Source organism: Stenotrophomonas sp. 85239_Sma (assembly GCF_056481725.1).
Map to the genome: position 1 here is coordinate 2,375,799 of NZ_CM151163.1, position 22,196 is coordinate 2,397,994.

Genomic DNA, 22,196 nt, shown 5'->3' on the forward strand with positions numbered 1-22,196 from the left:
TTCTCTCTACACTGGAGCGATGTTGACGCCCTCCATCGTCCTGTTCGCCTGCATCGCGTGGACCGTCCTGCTGTTTGGCGTGGCCCTGTGGGGCGAGCGCCGGGGGCATCGCCTGGCACGGATCTGGCCGGTCATCTATGCGCTGTCGCTGGCCGTGCACTGCACGGCCTGGACGTACTACGGGGCGGCCTCGCAGGGCGTGCAATGGGGCTTCCCGATTCCGCCGACGCTGGTCGGCATGGCACTGATCTTTGCCTTCGGCCTTCCGTTCCTGGCGCGGCTGGCGCGGTTGGCCAAGCAGCACAACAGCGCCACCATCGCCGACCTGGTGGTCGCGCGGCTGCACGCAGACCAGGGCCTGGGCATCACCATCACCCTGGTCGCGCTGTTCGGCATCATTCCCTACATCGCGCTGCAGCTCAAAGCGGTCAGCCAGGGCCTGGGCGCCCTGCTGGGCGATCGCTTCGCACCTGCCGGCTGGCAACTGGACATGTCGTTCTGGTTCGCGCTGACGATGGCGGCGTTCACCCTGCTGTTCGGTGCACGCAAGGCCTCGGCGACCGAACACAACCGCGGCATCGTGGTGGCACTGGGCCTGGAATCGGTACTGAAGCTGGTGGCACTGCTGGCGATCGGCCTGTATGCCGGGCTGGCGGTGCACCGCGCCGGCACGCCCCTGCTGGAAAAGATGGCCCACCTGCCGCCGCCCGCGGTCATTCCGGACTACCTGACGATGGTGGCGCTGGGCGCGATCTCCGCCTTTACCCTGCCCCACCAGTTCCACGTGGGCGTGGTCGAGCTGCGCGAACCCTCCGACCTGAAGACAGCACGCTGGCTGTTCCCGGTGTACCTGCTGTTGATCGGCCTGCCGTCGGTACCGATGGCGCTGTACGGTGCCGCCCAGTTGCCGGCATCGGTGTCGCCGGATCTGTATGTGCTGGCCCTGCCGCAGGTCGGCGGCCACCACCTGCTGGCGCTGGTGGCGTACCTGGGCAGCCTGAGCGCGGCCACCGGCATGATGATCCTGTCCGGGCTGACACTGTCCATCATGCTCGGCAACCACGGCGTGGGCTCGCGACTGCTGGGTGGCATCGATGGCAGCCCTGCCGCCGGCGACCTGCGCCCGCGCGTGCTGGCCCTGCGCCGCGCCGGCATCCTCGCCGTGTTCCTGATGGCGTGGCTGTACAGCAGGGCGATGAGCGATACCGAGGCGCTCAGCGATTTCGGCCTGATGTCCTTCACCGCCCTCTCGCAGCTGGCGCCGGCCGTGCTGCTGGCGGTGTACCGGCCACGCACACCCTCGCCGGCGATCATTGCCGGCATCGTGGTCGGCTCGCTGGTCTGGCTGTGGCTGGTGTTGCTGCCCATGATCGTGCCCCCTGCAACGCCGTCGCTCCGTCCCGACGGGCTGCACTGGCTGTCCCTGCTGTCGCTGCGCCTGCAACCGGGGCATATCGCCATCAGCATGGGCGCCAGCCTGGCGGCGAACCTGGTTGCCGTGGTGCTGGTGTCGCGCGCGGTGCGCCCGTCGCTGCCACGCCAGCGCGATGCGGTGGCCACGGCATCGCTGCGCAAGACCGCCGGCCGTTTCCTCGGCCAGGAAAGGGCCCGACAGCTGCTCGACGGGCATGCAGGAAACATGCTGGATGACGATCGGGTCATCGCCGTGGAACGCGAGCTGACGGCGGTGGTCGGCGCAGGCATGGCCCGGCTGCTGGTGGAGGCCGCGCGCGAGGGTGGCGCCGCGCCATTGGAGGCGGTCACCCGCGCGGTCGGTGAAGCCACCCAGGTGCTGCGCTTCAACCAGCGCCTGCTCGAAGCCGCGCTGGAGAACATGAGCCAGGGCATCAGCGTGGTGGATGCGCAATTGCAGCTGGTGGCCTGGAACAGCCGCTATGCGGCCTTGTTCAAGTTCCCGCCGGAGCTGCTGCAGGTGGGGCAACCGGTGGTCAATCTTACTGCGTGGGCCCTGGGCCAGCTGGGTATCGGCGCTGCCGTTGGCGACTCGCCCGAAAAAGCGCTGCAGCGCCGCGTCGCCCACATGCGGCGCGGCACGCCGCACCTGTCCGAGCGGATCTTCCCTGACGACACCATCGTGGAAATCCGCGGCAACCCGATGCCAGGCGGCGGCTATGTGGCCACGTTCACCGATGTCACCGCGTTCCGCCGCGCGGAAGTTGCCCTCAGGCGCAGCAATGAAACGCTGGAGCGCCGCGTACAGGACCGCACGGCCCGGTTGGAACAGGCGGTGCACGACGCCGAGCGCGCCAACGTGGCCAAGACGCGGTTCCTGACTGCGGTCGGCCACGACCTGATCCAGCCGCTGCATGCGGCCCAGCTGCTGGCCGATGCGATGTCCCAGCACATCGAGTCCGAGTTCCTGGCGAGCTTCCTGCGCCAGATCCGCGGCGCGCTGGATTCCACCGATGACCTGCTGTCGGGCCTGCTCGACATGTCGCGGCTGGACGCTGGCGGCTGGGTGGCCGACCCGCGCCCGTTCGCGCTGTCCACCGTACTGGACCCGCTTGCGCAGGAATTCGCCGTGCTGGCGGCGGCACGTGGCCTGCAGTTCGGCTATGTGCCGACCCGCGCCTGGGTGCACAGCGACCCGCTGCTGCTGCGCCGGGTGCTGCAGAACTTCCTGGCCAACGCCATCCGCTACACCCGTCGTGGAGGCGTACTGCTGGGCGTGCGCCGCCAAGGCACCTCACTGGCGATCGGCGTGCATGACAGCGGCCCTGGCATCGCGCCGGAGCAGCAGGCAATCGTGTTCGAGGAATTCCATCGCGGCGACCGCAGCAATGGCCAGGGGCTGGGCCTGGGGCTGGCCATTGCGCACCGCGTCGCCAGCCTGCTGGACGCGCCACTGCAGCTGCGGAGCATGCCCGGGCGCGGCTCGGCATTCTCCATCCGGGTACCACGGGCTGCTCAGCCAGCCGCACCGTGCGCTCTGCCGACGGTTGCAGGTAGCAGCACGCTGAAAGGCATCCACGTGCTGGTCGTCGACAACGACCTGGAGGCGCGGGCGGCGATGCAGCAACTGCTGGCGTCCTGGGGCTGCGATATCACCGCAGTGGGTGATGCCGCATCGATCGGGCCGGCAGCGGGTGAGGCGGCACTGTGGCTGTTCGACTATCACCTCGATGGAGGTGATACGGGCGTGGCGGCATGGAAGCGGCTGAGCGCCGTGCATGGTGCGCGACCCACGGTGATCCTCAGCGCCGACATTGGCAGCGATACCCGCGAAGCGGTACGTGAAGCCGGGCTTTCGCTGCTGAACAAGCCGTTCAAGCCGCTGGCACTGCGTTGGGCGATCAACCATCTGTTGGCTACGCAGGGTGCGGCCGCAACCTGAAGTTTCAGGCGTCCCGGGGGGCTTCGAGCTGCCGGGATGGATCGGCCAACCCCATCTCGTGCAGTACGCGGATGGCCTGCGCTCGATTGCGCACCCCCAACCGTTCCATGATGCGCGTCATATGCGCTTTGACCGTGCGCAGCTGCACGCCCAGACGGTCCGCGATCTGCTTGTTGAGCAGGCCTTCGGCCACCAGGCTCAGTACCTTGTACTGATGCGCCGACAGGCTGGCCAGGCGCGCGGCGAGATCCGCATCCCTGCTGAAAGGCGCAGCCCTCGCCACGGGCTCGCGCAGCAGTGCCGGAATCCAGCGCTCGCCCTCCAGCACGGAATGCAGCGCGGACTGCAGCTCGCTCAACCCCGAACTCTTCGGCAGATAGCCGGCGGCGCCCAGGTCGATGGCACGGCGGATCACCTGCGGCTCTTCATTGGCCGAGACGATGATGATCGCCAGGCCCGGCTGCAATGCGCGCAGGGTCGCCAATCCGGCAAGCCCGTGATTGCCTGGCATGTGCAGGTCCAGCAGCATCAGGTCGACCGGCTGGCGCTCGATCGTTTCCAGCACGCTGTCCAGCGAATCGGCCTCGCAGATCTGAAGGTCGGCGACGGCCTCCTCGGCCGCGCGATGCAGCGCCGCACGGAACAGGGGATGGTCATCGGCGATAAGCAGGCTTGGCATGTCGAGGCGAGATTAGCAAATCGCACCGGCAAGGACAGGGGACCTAGGTACGCTGGCGTGGTCCGCGAGGATGGCTAGTGTGGGCAGTGACGACCGGCGATCGTTACGCCGCCCACAAGGAACCCCCATGTCATTCCCCCCTGCCGCCGATACCTGCCCGCTGCTGATCAAGCAGTTGCTGCTCACGCCGCTGGCGACACATCCAGGGCAGGAGATCGTCTACGGCGACAAGGTCCGCTTCGACTACCGCACGCTGCAGGCACGCATCGGCCAGCTGGCCGGACTGCTGGCATCGCTTGGGGTTCGGCAGGGCGACACCGTGGCGGTGATGGACTGGGACAGCAACCGCTACCTGGAAGCCTACTTCGCCGTGCCGATGATCGGTGCGGTGTTGATGATGGTGAACATCCGTCTGGCGCCGGAACAGATTGCCTACACGTTGAACCACAGCGGCGCGCGGGTGATCCTGGTCAACCGCGAGTTCCTGCCGCTGCTGGAGGGCCTGGCGGCACAACTGCCAGACCTGCACGCCCGGGTACTGCTGGACGACGCGGAAGGACCACTGCCATCGGGCTTCGTGACGGAATATGAAACCGGGCTGCGCACGGCCACGCCCATCGAGCACTTCCCGGACTTCGACGAGAACACCCGCGCCACGGTGTTCTATACGACCGGCACCACCGGCCTGCCCAAAGGGGTGTACTTCAGCCATCGGCAGCTGGTGCTGCATTCCCTGGCGGCGATGGCCGCCCTGGGCAGCGCATCGAGCCAAGGGCGGCTGCACCGCGGCGACGTCTACATGCCCATCACGCCCATGTTCCATGTGCACGCCTGGGGCGTCCCCTACGTGGCGACGCTACTCGGCATCAAGCAGGTCTATCCGGGCCGCTACCTGCCGGGAAACCTGCTGGCGCTGATCGCCCGCGAAAAGGTGACTTTCTCGCACTGCGTGCCGACCATCCTGCACATGCTGCTCGACCACCCCGACGCCGCACAGACCGACCTGCGCAACTGGAAAGTGATCATCGGCGGTGCGGCCCTGCCACGAGCGCTGGCGCAGCGGGCACTTGCACGTGGCATCGATATCTTCGGTGGCTACGGCATGTCCGAAACCTGCCCGCTGCTCACCCTGGCACAGATTGATGCCGATGCATTGGCCGGGTCGGACGAGGCGCTGTCACTGCGGACCAAGGCGGGCATTCCGGTGCCGCTGGTGGACCTGCGCATCGTCGACCCGGAGATGAGGGATGTCGCCCACGACGGGGTGGCTACCGGCGAGGTGGTGGTGCGCGCGCCCTGGCTCACCCAGGGCTACCTGCATGATCCGGATGCATCGGCGGCGTTGTGGGCAGGTGGCTACCTGCACACCGGGGACATCGGCAACATCGATGCGAATGGGTATCTGCGGGTGACCGACCGCATCAAGGACGTGATCAAGACCGGTGGCGAGTGGATCTCCTCGCTTGCGCTGGAAGACATCATCGCCCTGCATCCTGCTGTGAACGAAGTCGCGGTGATCGGCATCGCCGATGCGAAATGGGGAGAGCGGCCGTTGCCGCTGGTAGTCAGGCAGCCTGGCAGTGACGTGACCGAAGACGAGATCATCGCGCTGGTCGCAGCGCGCAGCCGATCGGGGGATATCTCGCGCTACGCCATCCCGGACCGCGTTCGGTTCGTCGATGCGATCGAGCGCACCAGCGTTGGCAAGATCAACAAGAAGAAACTGCGCGGCCTGCACGACCCGGAGATGGGCGCCGGCAGCCGCTGACGCCTGCGCGGCCACGGGCTTCGCGCCAATGCGGGGGAATCAACGGCCCTGCTCTCCTGTTCCGTCGGTTCCACCGCATAGATCGTCGCTGGCGCCGATCTTCCCTCGCCCCCCGCTCCTACAGTGGATCCACGGTGCCGCACTGCCTGCAACCCGATGGCAACGCGACCAAGCCCCCCCACTCTTTCGAGCCCACAGGAGCGAGACATGGCATGCCTTTCCCGGACTACCGCTGGCACAGCGGCAATGCGCCCAGCCCCCTCCACGCAGGTTGAACGGGGGGTTGCACCATGAGCCAGGTCTACGTCGCAGTCTGGGATGGAGCTCACTATCTGGTCGTCCGTAAACGTGTGCTCAACAGCTGGTGGGGCAGCAATTCCGTTGTCGTACTTTCTGCCGAAGCGTTGGCCGCTGTGCTGGCCATCCGCAACGCGTCCGGCGGTGGCACAGAGCAGGATTGGGATCTGCTGAGGAAGCTGCTTTCCGGCGCCTGGCGCGCCGCGGGGTCAGTCGCCTACCGCGGCGAACGCACGCTGCCCCGCACGATGGACGCACTGGACCGAGCGCTTGAAAGCGCCGAACGCACGCATCCGCAAACCGATGACGTCGCCATGGAGACGCTGGCCGCTCTGCAGAGCCTGTTCCGCGAGGACGCAAGAACCCCTCCCCCGTTCAGTGCTGCGCGTGCAACCTTGCGGGAGCTCGCCATCGCATTGCCGCCGTCCACCCGGGGCACTCCGAACTGGGCCGCTGCGTTGATGCTCGCACAACGCCTGGTGGCGGAAGTCGGTGCGTGGTCGGATGGCCTGCCCCCGGCGCTGGTGAACCAGGCGGGCCAATGGGCCCTGCCCGGCGGTGGGCGGTTAAACAACGAACGCAAGGAGCGCGCCGCGCGCCGCGAGTTCGAAGAGGAGCTTGGCATCTGGCTTGGGCAGGGACGCGCCGCATGCGATCTGCGTGCTCGACTGTTTCCGGATGGGGGAGGCAGCTTCTCCCTGGTTCGCTTCCGCACAACGGCCGAGGAGCTTCTGCGGATGGCGCAGGAGGCCGAGAACAATGTCCAGGCCAGTGCCAGCAGCCCTGCGCGCCCCCAGTCCTGCCTGGTGACCGACTGGGAGGTGGCGAGCGTCGGACGGGTGCCGGTGGCCAATCTGCGTAATGTCCTGGGGGTAAGGGTGGAGGTTCCAGGCGAAGGAACACTGGAGGTTGACGAGGCCCTGGCCAGCGCCCGGCCAGGTAGCCAGGAGATCAGCTGGTACCGGGAGATCGCCGCTCTGCTGTCACCCGCCTGAGCGTCCAGCGCGCACCCGTGTGATCCCCTGCCCCCCCGCGAGGCCCACCATGAAAGAGAGCACGCCCGAGCGCGAGGCCCGGCGCCACATCAGCAAGCAGCTCACCGCGCAGATCAACAACGCCCAGCTGTATCCCGACGTCCGCTCGGTCGTGGTCAAGGCACTGTCGGACATCAAGGACCAGCTGCGCAGCCTGTCCAGCAAGGTGCGGCGGGACTACAGCCTGAAGCCCGGTGAGCCATTGATGTTCTTCTACGTCAAGGGCGGCAACGCACTGGACGCGCTGCTGGAACGCCCGGCCGACCCGCCGCCGACGCTGTTCGATTTCGGCAGGTCCGACTGGGATACGCAGGTGGTGATCAACCCCTGGATCCCGATCCCGGCACAGGACGCCCTGCACGGCGGTGTCGAAGACATCGTGATCGAGGTGATGCTCCGTGCCGGCCTCAACATCGCGCTGGAGATCAGCGTGTGCGCGCCCGCCCAGAGCCCCCTGGCTGGCCAGGTCGTGGACCTTTCAACGGTGGACATCCACGTGCCACCCGGCCAGCAGTGCCTGGTGACATGTGACAATCCGCAGACGTTCCGGAAGGTGTACGAGCGTGACCGTGCGGGCCTGCATCTGTTCACCAGCAAGCCGCTGGAGGGCATTGGCACGTCGGCGCCGGTGACGAACCCGTCGGTGCTGCCGCAGCCGCCGACGCCGCAGCCCGTGCAGCCGCCGCCTACCCCTCCACCGCCACCCGGCATCATCCTCAACGACGGCATCAAACCCTTCGTGCTGTACCGCATGGGCTACACCTGGCACGCGCGCTGGGTGAAGGATCCGAAGGCGCCTGCCGGTGATGACCCGGTGACGCCGCGGCCGATCCTGATGGAACTGATCGATGTGACCACGCCGCGCCGCGATACCGTGGAGGCCGTGACAGTGTGGTCGGACATCATCCGCAACCATCTGGTGATTGCCGAGGATGCCGGCGCGGAGGAGCGCTGGCGGCTGCCGCTGCCCAGCATGGAGTACCACCTGTGGGAAGGCCTGACCATGCTGTGCGAGATCGCTGCCTATCCCGGCTGGCCGGGTGCGGACAAGCTGGACAAGCGCCGCCGCAACGTGAAGCGCATTTACGACTGGTACCGCGACCAGCAGGGCGACCTGGCGACGTTCGGCCGGGTGATCGATGGCATCTCGGCGGCCCCGGTGTTCGCCGATGACACGGACTGCATGCAGCAGGTCGATACCTGCATGCGGGTGGTCAAGGCGCGCATGCAGGCGTCATCCTCGGGATTCGATCACGGCGCCCTGTCGGCCACCCACACGCATCGTCTGCAGCTTGGGCGGCAGTGGGGTGCGCAGCGGATCGCAACGCTGCTGCAACGCCTGGGTACATCTACCGCATCCTGCGGCTACAGCGACGATCTCGCGTTGGTCGGGACACTGGCACAGAACCCGTACCTGGATGTCACCCAGGTGCCGATCTCCGGCGTCGACTGCGCGATGATCATCCGCACCGACCCTGCAACGTTGCGCAAGGCGACGGCGGCCAACTGCTTCATTGCACTTGCCCGGGACCTCGGCGCGAACATGACCATCGAGGATTCCCTGCACTCAACCGTGCGTTCGACGGGTATCAGCTATGAGCGAACGCTGGTGATCTTCGATGCGCCGCACTCGCCGGCGGCGCGCGTGGCCGTGGCGATCCTGACATTCACCACTGCAGGCCCGGTCGGTTGCCCGTTCCGTGACAGCCCCGAGGGTTCCGGGCAGGCCATCGCACCGTTGCTGGACATGGACAACCAGCGCAAGGTGGCGGCCTCGATCATCCAGGGTTTCGTGCAACGGGCGAACCTGTCCAGGCAGCACGAGATGATCAGCGCCCTGCTGCCGCAGGGCATGTGAATGCGATCTGGAACCACCGGAGCAGGTAGACGCACCGGCCTGGCCGGCGCATCAGCCGGCTCGCGCCACAGCGGCCATCCCTGCTGTCGACCTGGGGCGCACGGGACCGTGCATGGGTGATGGATCCCTTCCCGTTCTGGATCGCTCCCCAGTCCCGCAACGTGCTGTCACCCTGCGCCACGCCCGCCGCAACGGGCGCGGCGCCCCATCAATGCAGCGGCACCTTCAGCACCGAAGGCGCGTTGGCCGGTGAGCTGAAGGTCACCGCACCGCCCAGCTGGCTGATGCCCGCATAGCGCAGGTCCACGGTATCGACCACCAGGGTCAGGCGGCTGCCGGCTGGAAGGTTCCAGCTGCTGGCTTCCAACCGAAGATCGATTGTTTTTGGCTGGCCGGGCGTGGCTCCGCGCAGCGTGTACGGCTTGTGGCTGATCAGCTGGCCGTTGCCCAGCACGTCTTCGGCATACAGGTACGCATACAGCGTGGTGTTGGCCCGGCTGGGCGTCACCGTCATCCGCACTTCCGGTGCGCCATCCAGGCGGCGTGCGCTCCAGTAGACCGGGCCCTGCCAGACACCTGCAGCGGCGCGGCCAACGAACGGCACATAGGCGCCCGGCGGCAGGTTGAACATCTGCAGCGCGCCGGACGCCATCGCCACGCCGGAGTTGGCGGCAGTCAGCAGCCCGCTGCCGATGCGGTAGTCCCAGCCGGTGCGGCCACCGTTCTCCGCCAGCCCGCCGGTAGGCAGCAACAACCCGGTCGGCGCGGTCAGCCCGTAGCTGACGGCGCCCGCATTGGTGGCCTGCCAGTCCGGGTAGCGGCTCCAGCTGCCCTTCTGCGACTTCAGCTGCACCGACGCCTGGCGGTCGATGCCATTGGCCACGCCCTTCAGGTAGTGGTCGAACCAGTTGCCCACGGCGGCATAGACCTCGTTGGGAATGCCGAGCGCGCCGAAGGCTTCGTTGAGGGCGTGGTCGCCATGGCGCAGCTGCAGCTGCTTGGGCCCCTTCAGGCGGTTGAAGAAGTCGACCAGCTGGCCCGGCGGGAACAGGCTGTCGTTGAAGGCGTTGGCGAGGAACACCGCCGGCTGGTTGGCATTGATCTCGTCCAGGCTGCTGGCTGGGCTGCGCTGTGCCGCTACCGGCAGCAGCGAGTCCACCGCCCCCTGGTAATTGCCGGCCAGCACATTGCGGTTGATGGTGGCCAGCTCCGCGCCGGGGCGGCCGGTGGCCAGGCCCGCAGCCACCAGCAGGGCGATGCCCTGGGCGCTGGGCGTGTCATGGCTGTACAGCGACGCCTGCAGGTCGGCCCAACCGCTCAGTGCGGCAACGGCCTTGATGCGTGGGTCGCGTGCCGCCGCCAGCAGGCTGGTACCGGCACCGTAGGAGATGCCCGAGACACCGATCCTTGCCGGGTCGGCGCGGGTATTGTCCAGCGCCCAGTCGATCAGCGCGCTGACATCCTCGACCGTGGCGGGCCCGGCAATGTCGATACTGCCGCCCGACTCCCAGAAGCCGCGCGAGCTGTAGCTGATCACCACATAGCCGCGCTGCGCCAGCGACTGTGCCACCCCCACGTATTCCACGCTGGGCACCGCCCAGCTGCTGGGCATCACCAGCAGCGGGTAGCGGCCACTGCCGGCGTCCTGGGGTTCGATGACGAAAGCCCCCAGGGGCGTTCCATCCCAACCGGGGATGGTGCGATGGGTGGTCTTGACCGTAGCCGCCCAGGCGGTGGGCGCCAGCCCGGTCAGCAGGATCAACAGCAGCAGAACCTTGCGCATCGTTGTCTCTCCCCGTCGGTGATGGTGCAACGGGTCGGACCGTACCAGTGCGAATGGTAGCTGGCACCTTGCGACGCAGCATGGCGCAAATCGCACCTTGCTATGCTTCCCGGCGCTGCGGGCCCTCCGCAGGCTCCCATCAATGCAAGGATGCCCCCCGATGCGCAGGACGCTCTTCGTCGGCACGCTCTTCAGCGTGGCCAGTCTGTTCGCCCCTTCCGTCATGGCGGCCCAGGACGCCGACGTCACGGATGACTGCAGCGAAATCGCGCAGTTGATGTCCAACGACGACTTTGCGGCCCTGGACGCGATGGCCGCGCGCTTCCGCACGGGCGAGCTCAACGCCGCAGGCGAATCCCGGCTGGGCCGTTTCTACCTCTGCATGTCGCGTGCGATCGGCACGGCGCGGCAGGAGGTGGAGGCCTGGAACCACTGGTCGGCGTGGGCGGCGCGCTGGGTCCAGCACGCGCCGAAGTCGCCGGCGGCCCATCTGATGACTGCACGGATTCCGCTCAACCTGGCCTGGAGCTACCGCGGCAACGGATACTCCAATACCGTCAAGGCCGAAGACTGGGCCCAGTTCCATGAGTACAACGCGGTTTCGCAGGCCTACCTGCAATCGCATGAGGGCATTGCCGGCGGCGACCCGTTCTGGCACGAGATGACCGTCCTCATCGCGCAGCGCGAAAGCGCGGATGACGAAGAATTACTGAAGCTTGTCGACCGTGCCGCCAAGGCCTTCCCCGACTACGAGCCACTGCACTTCATTGCCATGCAGCACTTCACGCCGGCCTGGGGTGGCAGCGCACAGAAGATGGAAGCCTTCGCGCGGCACTCGATGGCCAGTGCCCCGAAGAAAAAGCGGGCCATGCGCTATGCACGACTGTACTGGTCGGCCACCGCGTACTCGGCCGATCACTTCCGCGCGGCGACGCCCGATTGGCCGCTGATGCGCCAGGGCCTGGACGAAATCGCGCAGCGTTACCCGACCATCGACAACCTGGAGACCATTACCCGCTTCGCCTGCTGGGCGCGCGACGGCGACGCCCTGGACCGGTGGAATCGCCTGTGGTTGAGCCGCAGTGGTTTCGGCGAAGCGGTCATTGCCGATTCCAGCGAGCAAAGCAAGGCCGCCTGCCTGGCGCCGGACGAAGAGCAGGAAGCTTCCTTGTAGTGCCCGCCACCGCAGGTTCAGGCACGCAGGTGGCACTGCCAGGTGCCTAGCACGCGCGCGTGTCATCCACGCGCCGTGTGATCTGACATATCACCAGTGCTTGCGCAGGGTCACAGCTTCGTCCTTTCGTCATTGACCACAAGGCGACAGCTTGTGACGCTTACGCCACCGCGTGGCTGATGGCCCAACAGCGCGGCCAGGTCCCACCGCAACCCGCAGCACCCGTCTCCGCAGCATCCCCCGCATGTCCTCGCCCCGGCCAGGTCGTGACGGACGGCTGCGTCCCGAATCCTCTGCTGGAGAATAGAAATGCGCCTTGCAAGCTTGTTCTTCGCGTTCGTCCTCAGTGCCTTCGCCGGCGCCGCCCAGGCCCAGGTGGTCACCCTCAACAAGGGCGGCTTCGTGCTCACCTACGACTGCAGCATCCACAGTGCCACCCGCTACGAGTACACGCTCACCGCCGATACCGGTTCCGCCGCGCGCCCGTCCAGCTTCTACAAGGACCCGGACCTGCCGGCCGGTTGCCTCGGCCAGGCCAGCACCGCGTCCTACGCCAGCATCAAGTCCGGTTATGACCGTGGCCATCTGGTCACGTCCAACCACATGGACTACAACGCCACCTACATCCGCCGCGCCAACTACATGACCAACATCGTGCCGCAGGTATCCGGCTTCAACCAGGGCATCTGGGTGAAGGCCGAGAACGTGGCCGAGTGCTACCGCGACATCGCACCGGTGGATGTCTACGGCGGCGTGGTCTACGGCGATGCCGCCAACGATTACTTCCTGGCCAGCCATGGCATTCCGACGCCGGAGTTCTTCTGGAAGACGATCATCACCCGTGATCCGAACACCGGAACCGCCAAGGCGATCAGCTGGATCATTCCCAACGAGGCCAACCTGGGCAGCCTGGACAACTACCTGGTGACGATTGCCGATCTGGAGGAACTGCTGGGCGCCAGCTATGTGGCGATCAACGCACCGGTCTCGCTGAAGAACATGCTGCCAGCCACCACCTGGCCGCAGCCGGCCGGGTGTGACCTGGGCTGACCGGCGGGCAGAGGAACGTCACGATGCCGGTACGCGCAGCCATCGTGACGCCGGCACTTTGGCAAACAGGAACTGCACTGCGGCGCCGACGACGGTGGCAACGACAAGCCCGCGCCCTATCGTCGGCGCCCCAGCGGACAGCGTTCGCAGCAGGTACGCCATGCTGGCCAGGATGATCAGCAGCGTCGTGGCAAGCAGGATCAGCGATACCACCATCGTGCGCGCCGTCGATGCGGGTTCCGGCGACGGCGCGCTGGCCCATAGGCCGGCAAACGTGGCCAGCGCGCAGGCCACCAGCAGGATCAGGCTCGCAAACTGCAGCTGCGCGGCGCCGCCGGCAACGGGCATGATGAACTCACCTGGCGAGAATCCCACAGGCAGCTGCAACACCAAAATGGGGACCACGGAGCTGCCAGCCATCAGCGTCAGGGCGCCGGCCATGCTGGCACTGATGAGGTGATGGTGCCTGCCCTCGGCACGTGCGCGTCGCTGCATCAGCAGCGCTGGCACCAATGCCAGCAGCGTGAGGAGCAGTGCATGCGCAAGCAGGCCCAGACTGATGGCGGCGGCGCTGTGGACGGCAAACGGCGCCTGCGCCAGTGGAATGCGCATCGCGCGATCCAGCATGATCAGCAACCCGAAAAAGGCGATCGAAGCAATCAGCGGGTGCCGGATCTGCAGCGCACCCCGACGCCCGAACAGCAGCATCGACACCAGTACCGCCGCTCCGGCGAAGAGACTCAGCCTGAAGCCGAGCTCCGCCAGCGCGTAGCCGATTTCTCCTGAGGCCTCGGGCGGCCCCAGGCGGTGCCCGGACTTGACCAGGCGGTGGGCAACGGGCAGATACAGGCAGATACAGGCAGAGCACGTAAAGCTTGGCGGCCATCGCGAACTGGATGGGGTACGCACTGAAGAATGATCGCAATCGGTTCAAGGCGTGTTCCCGTGCAGGCGCTGGGCGGGGTGGCCCGGCAGTCTAGCGTTCCTGTGGCCAGCGTGCCCTGCCCGTCCCGCTATGGGAAAATGGCGGGCACGTTGCCCCTTTGGCTGTTCCCGGAGTAGTAGATGTCCCGCTTCCCCTTCGATGCCGTGCTGTTCGACTGCGACGGCGTGCTGGTCGATTCCGAGCCGCTGGTGGCCCGTGTGCTCTCGGAAATGCTGACCGCACGCGGCTGGCCGCTGACCCCGGCGCAGGCGGGCGAAGTCTTTCTCGGCCAATCCGTGGCCCATCTGGCCGGGCTGATCGCAGAGCGCACCGGCAAGCCGTTCACCGAGGAATGGCTGGAAGCATTCCGCCAGCAGCGGAACCGTGCGCTGGAACAGGACCTTGAGGCGATCCAGGGGGCACCCGAGGCCGTGCGTGCGATCGCCGCGGCGACCGGTGGCCGCATTGCCTGCGCGTCCGGTGCCGACCTGTTCAAGGTGAAACTGCAGCTGGGCAAGGTCGGCATCCTCGATGCCTTCGGCAACCACGTTTTCAGTGGCCAGGACATGCCGCGCACAAAACCCCACCCGGACGTGTACTTGGCCGCCGCTGCTGCGCTGGGTGTGGACCCGGCCCGCTGTGCGGTGATCGAAGACACCGTGACCGGCGCGACCGCCGGCGTCGCGGCGGGTGCGACCGTATTTGGTTTCAGCGAGGGCGGCCCGCACCACAGCACGCCGGAGGCCCTGCGCGCTGCCGGTGCGAAGGTCATCTTCCAGCGCATGGACCAGCTGCCGGCACTGCTTGCTGCCTACGCGGCCAGCGCGGTCGCCTGACGCCGCTTCAGCCCGCAGCGTCCGGCGCGGCGCGGCGGCGTTTCCCGGCGTAGTGCAGCACGAACAGGTACAGCCCAGTGAACAGCTGCAGGAACAGGGGTGGCAACGGCGAATAGGTGATCCACGCCGCAGGCTCGCCCTGCCCCAGGCCACGGACGGCGAAGTTGGCGATCACCGCCAGGGTGAACACGATCGAGGTCCAGCGATGCACGGGCCGCGCCCAGCTACCCCGGCTCATTGCTGGCGCCTCGCTTCGGAGCGGGCTTCGATCATCTTCCAACCATTGCCGGACGGGTCACGGAAGCCGGCATCGACCGCGCCGTAGCGTTCGACCGGCTCCTGGGTGAACTCGACGCCCTGCGCCCGCCATTGCGTATAGCGTGCCTGGCAGTCATCGACGGCCAGCACCAGCGGCGGCATCGCGCCCTTGGCCACGAGCTGCTGCAGTGCCTGCGCGGTGGCCGCGTCATGAGTGGGCGGGCCCGGCATGAACAGCCCCAGCTGAAAGCCGTCCTGGCCGGGGCTCCGGACCGTCAGCCAACGGTAGCTGCCATTGCGCACGTCGGTGTGCACTTCGAAGCCGAGCGTGCCGACGTAGAACGCAAGCGCTTCATCCTGGTCGCGCACATACAGGCCAACCGTGTTCACAGTGTTTGTCATGGGACCTCCCTCAGGTGGGGCCACGATAGCAATCACCCGGCGGTGGCGCTTCTCCAAAACTGCGATGTTGGCCGCCGAGCGCATCCATGAATGCGGGAATGCGTGACGAGGCGCATTTACTGGAATTATTAAGTGCACATTATGTGATATCAATCACTCAAAGCATTTCGACAAGCATGCGATAACGGCCGCGATTAACCACCCCACCGCACCTCTGCACCTCTGCACCTCCCTGGAGCGCGCCATGCAGGATGTCTCGCCGCACCGATGCAAGGTGGTATCCGAACGCAACTGGTCACTCAGCACTTTCATGGAATTCTATGAGCGCGTGCTGAGCCCACGAATATTCAGTCCCTACGGAAAACTGCTGGCGCGGGAGATCGCTGCGGATATCCGCGCAGCACCCGGTGCCACCGACATCCTGGAAGTCGCCTGTGGAACAGGGGTGATAACGGCCAACCTGTACCAGGACCTGGCCAAGCCGCTGGGCCTCCGCCTGGTCGCCACGGACCTGTCGGCGATCGCGGTGGACGTGGCCCGGAGCGTATTGAGCGCCGAGCTCCAACGCGACGTCCCACTGATTCCCGACGTCGACATGGCCGAGCTGCCCTTCGCGGACAACAGCTTCGACATCATCGTGTGTGGTTTCGGCTTGATGTTCCCTCCCGACAAAGCCCGGGTTGCCCGCGAGTTCCGGCGCGTGCTTCGCCCGCGGGGCCGGGTCTACGCGACGGCGTTCCACTACAACCAGTTGTTTGAACTGGCTCGCCAGCAGTCACAGAATCACTTCGGCATGCCATCGCGACTGATGGATGCGGCCCTGAGCCTGACCGATCCCTCCCCCATCACGCGCGCCTTCGCGATCGAGGGGCTGGACCGCGGCGAAGGTGCATCCGCCGCGCTGCATCCGCTCGCGTTCTCGCTTGGCGAAGCAGATGCCCGCGAGTTCCTCTTCAACGCCTGCATCCTGCTGGAGGAGTTCAATCAGTGCGATACCGCCAGCCGGGAACGCTACCTCGATGCGATGATGGACGCGTTGCGTGAGCAGGTGCCCGATCAGCGCTACCGCGTGGAGGCTTGGCTGATACGCGGCGTGGCGGACGCAACGGGCACGGCACTGCCAACGGTCGTTCCGCCCGCGGACTTCCGTCCATTGCTCGAGTTCCGCAACCTCTCGCGACTGCCCTCGCCGCCGTGCCCTGCTGGCTCGCCGGCCCCATCCTGCGCGCGGGCCATGTCAGCCTTCCACGATGCAAAGGCGCAGTTCCTCGCCGACCATCCCGGGTATCCCGAGCACCTGGTCGAGGCAATGCGCCAGCATGAGTACGCGCGGCTGGATGAGCAGCAGGTGACGTACCTGGATCATGTGGGGGGAACGCTGCCACCTGACAGCCTGCTCGAGCAGGACTACCAGGCGCTCAAGCGCACGATTCTCGGCAACCCGCACAGTGGATCGAAGGCCTCCCATGCTGCCTTCAAGAAGGCCTGCGATGAGATCTACGCCTTCTTCGGATGCACCCCGGAGGAGTACGAGATCATCTTTACCGCCAATGCCAGCAGCGCGATCCGGCTGGTGGCCGAGTCATTCCCCTTCCAGCAGGGTTCGCAGCTGTTACTGACCAAGGACAACCACACATCAGTGCACGGCTTGCGGGAGTACGCCACATCGAAGGGCGCAACGGTAAAGTACATTCCCCTGGACGATGATCTGCGGCTGCACGACGGACTGATGGAGCGTGCGTTGCAACGGCTGCAGCCCGGTGCAACGCATCTGCTGGCATTCCCGGCGCAATCCAATGCGACCGGCGTCCGCCATGATCTGGGGTGGATCGCGCGAACCCAGCAGCACGGCGCATGGGTGCTGTGCGATGCGGCGGCCTGGGTACCGCAATCGCGGCTGGACTGCACGATCCATCGTCCCGATTTTGTCGTAGCGTCCTTCTACAAGATCTTCGGCTACCCCACCGGCGCAGGCTGCCTGCTCGCTCGGCGGGCCGCCCTCGACATGCTCAAGCCGACCTCCTTCGCGGGCGGCGGCGTGTGCTACTACTCCGGGCCGTGGTCGCCCACCGACCGCCTGCTCTACCGCGACGCCGGCCAGCGTTTCGAAGTCGGCACGCCCAATTATGCGGCATTCCCGGCGATCGCCAGAGGCTTCGAATTCATCGCCGCGATGGGTGGCGTGGAAGCGCTGGCCCGGCGCTCAAGCGCCCTCGCGGCGTGGACAGACGCACGACTGTCATCCCTTCGCCACCGCATCAAGGGCGACCGGCCGCTGTGCCGGGTCTATGGCCCCCCTCCCGCACTCAGGGGCGCAACACTGATGCTGAACTTCTTCGACTGCTATGGTTCGATCATGCCGCACGCGCGCATCAAGCGCGCCGCGGACCGTTTCGGCATAACCCTGCGCAACGGCTGTTTCTGCAACCTCGGCGCCGTGCAGCAGGCGACCTACGCCACAGCAGGCGCCGAACACTGTGAACTGGACAAGACCGGGAAGATCCTCGACTGCAAGACGTTCGACGAGAAGATCCTTGAAAAGGGAGATTGCGGTGCGGTCAGGATTTCATTCGGCCTCGGATCCAATTTCGCCGATGCTTACTGCTTCTACCTGTTCGCCAGCTGCCTGCTGGATACGGATGTTTCCGGGCTGGAGGACCTGGCAGGGGACACGCCAGCGGCAATGGCGGACACGCTGACCACCGGTACCGTGCCAGCCTGATTCTCCGCCAGGAGCGCCCTCGACCGCATCACGGGAGGTTGCTTACGCGGCACCTTCGCCGGCAACCGCGGCGCGGCGGCGCTTTTCCAGCACCGCGATGTTCAGGTCCGGTCGCTGCGCGGCACGTGCGTGGCATTCCGGCACGCTGGCCGGCGTCATCTGGCCGGCGCGCTCACGCTCGCGCACATTGCCCGGGCTGTCGCCGGTGATGTCACGGAAGATGCGCCCGAAGGTGCCCAGGCTGCTCCAGCCGGTCTGCGCGGCGATCTCGGTGACCGGCAGGTCGGTGTCACGCAACATCGCCACGGCCCGTTCGATGCGCCGGCTCAGCAGGTAGCGGTGCGGTGGCAGGCCGAATGCCTGCTTGAACGCACGCGCGAAATGCGCAGATGACACGGCACTCACCTCGGCCAGGCGGGCCACCGGCCAGTCTTCGTGGCTGGCGTGGTCCATCCGGTCCTTGGCACGCAGCAGGCGCCGCAGCAGTTCGGGGCTCTGGTTCACGGCATCACCGCGTGTGCCAGGTGATGCCGTGCTGCGTGCCGTGCCTCAGCTGCCTGCTCGCCAAGCCAGTCACCGAATGCGACGACCTTGGCGCTGCGGCTGCGCGCAGTGGGGGCCACGAACCAGAAACTGCGGCCGTCACCGGCCACGCCTGGATGCGCCTGTACCAGTCGCCCACTGTCCAGCTCCGCCCGGAACAGGATCGGCGAACCGATGGCGATCCCCTGCCCCGCAATCGCGGCACCGACGTCCAGATGCTCCGCAGCAAACGGCGCAACGAAACTGTCCAGTGCCGGCGGTGGAACCTGCCCATGCGCGCAGAACCACAATGCCCACCAGTCTGGCCGCCCGAGCAGCGCGACATCCAGCCCGCAACGGCCCAGGTCACGTGCGGCGGGCAGCAGCGACGGTGCGCACAGCGGTGTGAATACACTGGGAAACAAGGGCGTGGCCTGCAGGCCGGGCCAGTGGCCATGCCCGTTGCGGATGGCCGCGTCGAAACGCCCCGCTGCCAGGTCCTGCGGCTCCGCCGACAGGTCCAGTTCCAGCACGATGTCCCGATGGCGCGCACGGAAGCTGCCCAGGCGCGGCGTCAGCCAACTGGTGCCCAGTGTTGGCAGTACAGACAGACGCAGTCGCGAGGCATCCATATCCGCGGCGCGCATGAAACTGGCACGAAGCGCGTCGAAGGCCCGGGTGGCCTCCTGCGCGACGCTGGCTCCGGCATCCGTCAGTTCCACATGCTGCGCGTGGCGCAGGAACAGGCAGGTGCCGGTCTGCGCCTCCAGCCGCCGCACGTGGTAACTCACCGATGCCGCGCTGGTGTCCAGCTCCTCGGCGGCACGGGCGAAACTGCCCAGCCGCGCCGCCGCCTCGAAGGCGCGGATGGCGGCAAGCGATGGCAGCTGGCGTTGGGTGACCATAAGTGTGGCTTAGCCTGAGCCGCGATATCTGCGTGGTCAATCCCCCCTTTTCCCGCAACGATGGCGGCACCTCCGGCATGGGATCACGCACATGGATCGACGGCAGTTCCTGGCCACCCTGGCCGCCGCGGCAGCATCCGCCGCCGTGCCCGCCGGATGGGCCCTGGCCAGCCACAACGAAGACTGGAAATGGTTGCAGGGCAACTGGCAGGTCCGGCACCAGCGCCTCAAGGAGCGCCTGGTGGGAGACACCCGCTGGGAGTCCTTCACCGGCTCCAGCGCGGTCTGGCTGACCCTGGGCGGGCTCGGCACCATCGATGACAACCTGATGGCGCTGCCTTCGGGCCCCTACAGGGGATTGGGTGTGCGTGCGTTCGATCCGGTGTCGTCCCAGTGGTCGATCTGGTGGATCGACGGTCGCACCCCAGGCCGTATCGAGCCGCCGGTGCGTGGGGGCTTCAACAACACTGCCGGCAGCTTCCGCGGCCGCGACCGGATCGACGGACGCCCGATCGACGTGTGGTTCCGCTGGCATGACATCCATGGCGAGGAACCATGGTGGGAACAGGCGTTCTCTGCCGATGCGGGCGAGCACTGGGAGGTCAACTGGCGCAACTGGTTCCGTCGCACCGCTGCGGTCCCCTCGCCGCTTCCGAAGCTGGCCGATGCACCGCGCGATTTTGATTTCCTGGTGGGCCATTGGAGCGTTCGCCACCGTCGCCTGCGCGCGCGGCTGGCTGGCAGCGATGCCTGGGACGCGTTCAACGGCACCCTGCACAACTGGCCGGTACTGGGAGGATTCGGCAACGTGGGCGACAACCTGATGGACGTGCCTGGAGCGCCGCTGCGCGGCATGGGCATCCGCGCCTGGAATGCAACGGAGCGGCACTGGCTGAGCTGGTGGCTGGATGGCCGGGAGCCGACCCGGATCGGCGCGCCTCTGCGTGGTGGTTTCGACGCCGGTGTCGGCCGCTTCTTCGGCGACGACCAGCACGACGGACGAGCGATCCAGACGCGGGTGATCTGGTCACGCATCACCCCGCGTTCGGCGCGCTGGGAACAGGCGGCCTCGGCCGATGGCGGACGCAGCTGGGAGACCAACTGGGTCAGCGACTTCGAGCGACAGGCATGAAGGCGCTGCTGGCGGTGATGCTGCTGGTCTCTGCATCGTCTCTCGCTTCGCCCTCAGAACGCCTGCAGATCGTCGGCCCCGCCGAACGCTTTGCCCCCGGCATTGCATCCACGCAACATGACGAGATTCGACTGACCCTGAGCCCGGACGGAAAGACCGCGCTGTGGTTCAGCCGCAACCGGCCAGGCGGTCCGGGCGGGTATGACATCTGGATCTCGCGCCACGATGGGCGGCGCTGGCGGCCGGCGGCGCCGGTTTCGTTCAATACACCGGGCCGTGACTTCGATCCAGCGTTTTCCGCGGATGGACGGGTGGTGTATTTCTGTTCGGATCGTGCCGGTGGCTATGGCGGTGACGATCTGTATCGGGTCAGCATGGGGGGCGACGGTCAATTCGGCACGCCGGTCAATCTTGGCCCCGCAGTGAACAGCGCGGCCGATGAGTTCGCGCCGATGCTCTCGCCGGACGCAGGCACGCTGCTGTATTCCAGCGATCGTGCCGGCGGTGCGGGTGGCCATGACCTCTACGTGGCGGTGATGCTCGGTGGCGTGGCGCAGCCCGCGCGGCCGCTGGCGGGGGACCTCAATACCGCAGCGCAGGAGTTCGATGCCACCTTCCTGGGCGATGGCCGCACGGTGGTGTTTGCCCGTGCCCTGGACTTCGGAAGTGCCCCGGTCCGCCAGTTCATCGCCTACGAGCGTGGAGGCCACTATGACGCGGGCCATGCATTGCCCTCGCCCATGAACGAGCCCGGCGGCGACAGCTACGGCGCGATGCTGGATGGTTCGCGCCGCGATACGTTGACCTACTCAGCGCGCCGCATAGGCGGCGAGGGATTGGACCTGTACCGCGTCCGCTACCGGATGACGCGGCCCTGAAGGCAGGCGGTGTCGATTTCCAGAGCCCGGGTTCGTCGAGAGGATGAATGCCCCAGGAGAAAATGCAGATGCCCTCCCATCAGCCCCTCGCCTGCGCCTGCGGCCAGGTCCGCCTGACCATCATCGGTCGCCCCATCGCCACCGTCGAATGCTGCTGCGACAGCTGCCGCAGGGCCGGCGCCCAGCTGCAGTCGATGCCTGGAGCGCCGCAGGTACTTGGACCACACGGCCAGACGCATTTCGTAATGCAGCGCAAGGATCGCGTCCGCTTCGACGCAGGGCAATCCCTGCTGCACGCATTGCGGTTGTCGAGCAGGCGCGGCAGTCGCCGCGTCCTGGCGGGCTGCTGCAATACGCCACTCTTCCTGGAGTTCAGCGGTGGCCATTGGCTGAGCCTGTATGGCCTGCTGTGGCCGGCATCGGCAAGACCCGCCGTGGAGATGCGGACGATGGTCAGTGATCTTCCAGATGCGTCTGTCCTTCCGGACGATGTGCCGAACCTGGAGACCCGGTCGCTGCGGTTCTATGCACGGCTGATGACGGCCTGGATCGCCATGAGCTTCCGCAGCCCACGCATCGACGTCGCGGGAGATACCCATGCCTGAGCATGTCGCGGCC

18 protein-coding genes are annotated in these 22,196 nt (G+C 66.8%); 11 read left to right on the forward strand and 7 right to left on the reverse strand.

The genetic code is table 11. The features are described from left to right. The first annotated feature begins 19 nt into the window (after nucleotides 1-19). Nucleotides 20-3,355 (forward strand): hybrid sensor histidine kinase/response regulator, encoded by a 3,336-nt coding sequence (locus ACYKG1_RS11210; protein ID WP_478470459.1) that lies wholly within the window; start codon nucleotides 20-22, stop codon nucleotides 3,353-3,355. Nucleotides 3,356-3,359: 4 nt separating this feature from the next. Here ACYKG1_RS11210 and ACYKG1_RS11215 read toward each other — a convergent pair whose 3' ends face one another. Further along, complete coding sequence (locus tag ACYKG1_RS11215; RefSeq protein ID WP_478470461.1) at nucleotides 3,360-4,034, reverse strand: response regulator transcription factor; 675 nt, start codon at nucleotides 4,032-4,034, stop codon at nucleotides 3,360-3,362. Nucleotides 4,035-4,161: 127 nt separating this feature from the next. Here ACYKG1_RS11215 and ACYKG1_RS11220 point away from each other — a divergent pair, with 127 nt between their 5' ends. From ACYKG1_RS11220 to ACYKG1_RS11230, 3 genes are all read left to right on the forward strand, one after another. Continuing rightward, nucleotides 4,162-5,802, forward strand: coding sequence for a fatty acid--CoA ligase (locus ACYKG1_RS11220; RefSeq protein WP_478470463.1), 1,641 nt, complete (start codon nucleotides 4,162-4,164; stop codon nucleotides 5,800-5,802). 290 nt (nucleotides 5,803-6,092) lie between these two features. Then, nucleotides 6,093-7,094: an NUDIX domain-containing protein gene (locus tag ACYKG1_RS11225; RefSeq protein ID WP_478470464.1), complete on the forward strand. Its 1,002-nt coding sequence runs from the start codon at nucleotides 6,093-6,095 to the stop codon at nucleotides 7,092-7,094. A gap of 49 nt (nucleotides 7,095-7,143) precedes the next feature. Next, nucleotides 7,144-8,991, forward strand: coding sequence for a hypothetical protein (locus ACYKG1_RS11230; protein ID WP_478470465.1), 1,848 nt, complete (start codon nucleotides 7,144-7,146; stop codon nucleotides 8,989-8,991). A 208-nt stretch (nucleotides 8,992-9,199) separates the two neighbouring features. Here the strand turns inward: ACYKG1_RS11230 and ACYKG1_RS11235 are convergent, their stop codons facing one another. Continuing rightward, nucleotides 9,200-10,774: a S15 peptidase family protein gene (locus tag ACYKG1_RS11235; protein WP_478470466.1), complete on the reverse strand. Its 1,575-nt coding sequence runs from the start codon at nucleotides 10,772-10,774 to the stop codon at nucleotides 9,200-9,202. A gap of 160 nt (nucleotides 10,775-10,934) precedes the next feature. Here ACYKG1_RS11235 and ACYKG1_RS11240 point away from each other — a divergent pair, with 160 nt between their 5' ends. Then, a complete protein-coding gene (locus tag ACYKG1_RS11240) occupies nucleotides 10,935-11,948 on the forward strand; it encodes a hypothetical protein (RefSeq protein WP_478470468.1) in 1,014 nt (337 codons plus the stop codon). Nucleotides 11,949-12,257: 309 nt separating this feature from the next. Beyond that, nucleotides 12,258-12,998 (forward strand): DNA/RNA non-specific endonuclease, encoded by a 741-nt coding sequence (locus tag ACYKG1_RS11245; protein ID WP_478470469.1) that lies wholly within the window; start codon nucleotides 12,258-12,260, stop codon nucleotides 12,996-12,998. Between the two features lie 18 nt (nucleotides 12,999-13,016). Here the strand turns inward: ACYKG1_RS11245 and ACYKG1_RS11250 are convergent, their stop codons facing one another. After that, a complete protein-coding gene (locus ACYKG1_RS11250) occupies nucleotides 13,017-13,706 on the reverse strand; it encodes a hypothetical protein (protein WP_478472742.1) in 690 nt (229 codons plus the stop codon). 357 nt (nucleotides 13,707-14,063) lie between these two features. Between ACYKG1_RS11250 and ACYKG1_RS11255 the strand changes: the two genes are divergently transcribed. Continuing rightward, complete coding sequence (locus tag ACYKG1_RS11255) at nucleotides 14,064-14,759, forward strand: HAD family hydrolase (RefSeq protein ID WP_262082522.1); 696 nt, start codon at nucleotides 14,064-14,066, stop codon at nucleotides 14,757-14,759. 7 nt (nucleotides 14,760-14,766) lie between these two features. On the opposite strand, the gene ACYKG1_RS11260 is transcribed toward ACYKG1_RS11255, so the two are convergent. After that, entirely contained in the window at nucleotides 14,767-14,997 is a 231-nt protein-coding gene (locus ACYKG1_RS11260; RefSeq protein WP_100472457.1) for a hypothetical protein, read from the reverse strand. Next, nucleotides 14,994-15,419: a VOC family protein gene (locus ACYKG1_RS11265; protein WP_478470471.1), complete on the reverse strand. Its 426-nt coding sequence runs from the start codon at nucleotides 15,417-15,419 to the stop codon at nucleotides 14,994-14,996. The genes ACYKG1_RS11260 and ACYKG1_RS11265 overlap by 4 nt, the downstream gene beginning before the upstream one ends. 244 nt (nucleotides 15,420-15,663) lie before the next feature. Here ACYKG1_RS11265 and ACYKG1_RS11270 point away from each other — a divergent pair, with 244 nt between their 5' ends. Further along, on the forward strand, nucleotides 15,664-18,141 hold the full coding sequence (locus ACYKG1_RS11270; RefSeq protein WP_478470473.1) for an aminotransferase class V-fold PLP-dependent enzyme: 2,478 nt from the start codon (nucleotides 15,664-15,666) through the stop codon (nucleotides 18,139-18,141). A 42-nt stretch (nucleotides 18,142-18,183) separates the two neighbouring features. Here ACYKG1_RS11270 and ACYKG1_RS11275 read toward each other — a convergent pair whose 3' ends face one another. Then, nucleotides 18,184-18,645, reverse strand: a complete 462-nt coding sequence (locus ACYKG1_RS11275; RefSeq protein ID WP_478470474.1) for a helix-turn-helix domain-containing protein — start codon at nucleotides 18,643-18,645, stop codon at nucleotides 18,184-18,186. After that, nucleotides 18,642-19,568: a LysR substrate-binding domain-containing protein gene (locus ACYKG1_RS11280; RefSeq protein WP_478470475.1), complete on the reverse strand. Its 927-nt coding sequence runs from the start codon at nucleotides 19,566-19,568 to the stop codon at nucleotides 18,642-18,644. The genes ACYKG1_RS11275 and ACYKG1_RS11280 overlap by 4 nt, the downstream gene beginning before the upstream one ends. 91 nt (nucleotides 19,569-19,659) lie before the next feature. Here ACYKG1_RS11280 and ACYKG1_RS11285 point away from each other — a divergent pair, with 91 nt between their 5' ends. The 3 genes from ACYKG1_RS11285 to ACYKG1_RS11295 all read left to right on the forward strand — a co-directional run bounded on the left by ACYKG1_RS11285 (nucleotide 19,660) and on the right by ACYKG1_RS11295 (nucleotide 22,183). Beyond that, entirely contained in the window at nucleotides 19,660-20,700 is a 1,041-nt protein-coding gene (locus ACYKG1_RS11285) for a hypothetical protein (RefSeq protein ID WP_478470477.1), read from the forward strand. Next, nucleotides 20,697-21,578 (forward strand): TolB family protein, encoded by an 882-nt coding sequence (locus ACYKG1_RS11290; protein ID WP_478470478.1) that lies wholly within the window; start codon nucleotides 20,697-20,699, stop codon nucleotides 21,576-21,578. The genes ACYKG1_RS11285 and ACYKG1_RS11290 overlap by 4 nt, the downstream gene beginning before the upstream one ends. Before the next feature lie 62 nt (nucleotides 21,579-21,640). Next, entirely contained in the window at nucleotides 21,641-22,183 is a 543-nt protein-coding gene (locus ACYKG1_RS11295; RefSeq protein WP_478470480.1) for a GFA family protein, read from the forward strand. Nucleotides 22,184-22,196: the final 13 nt, after the last annotated feature.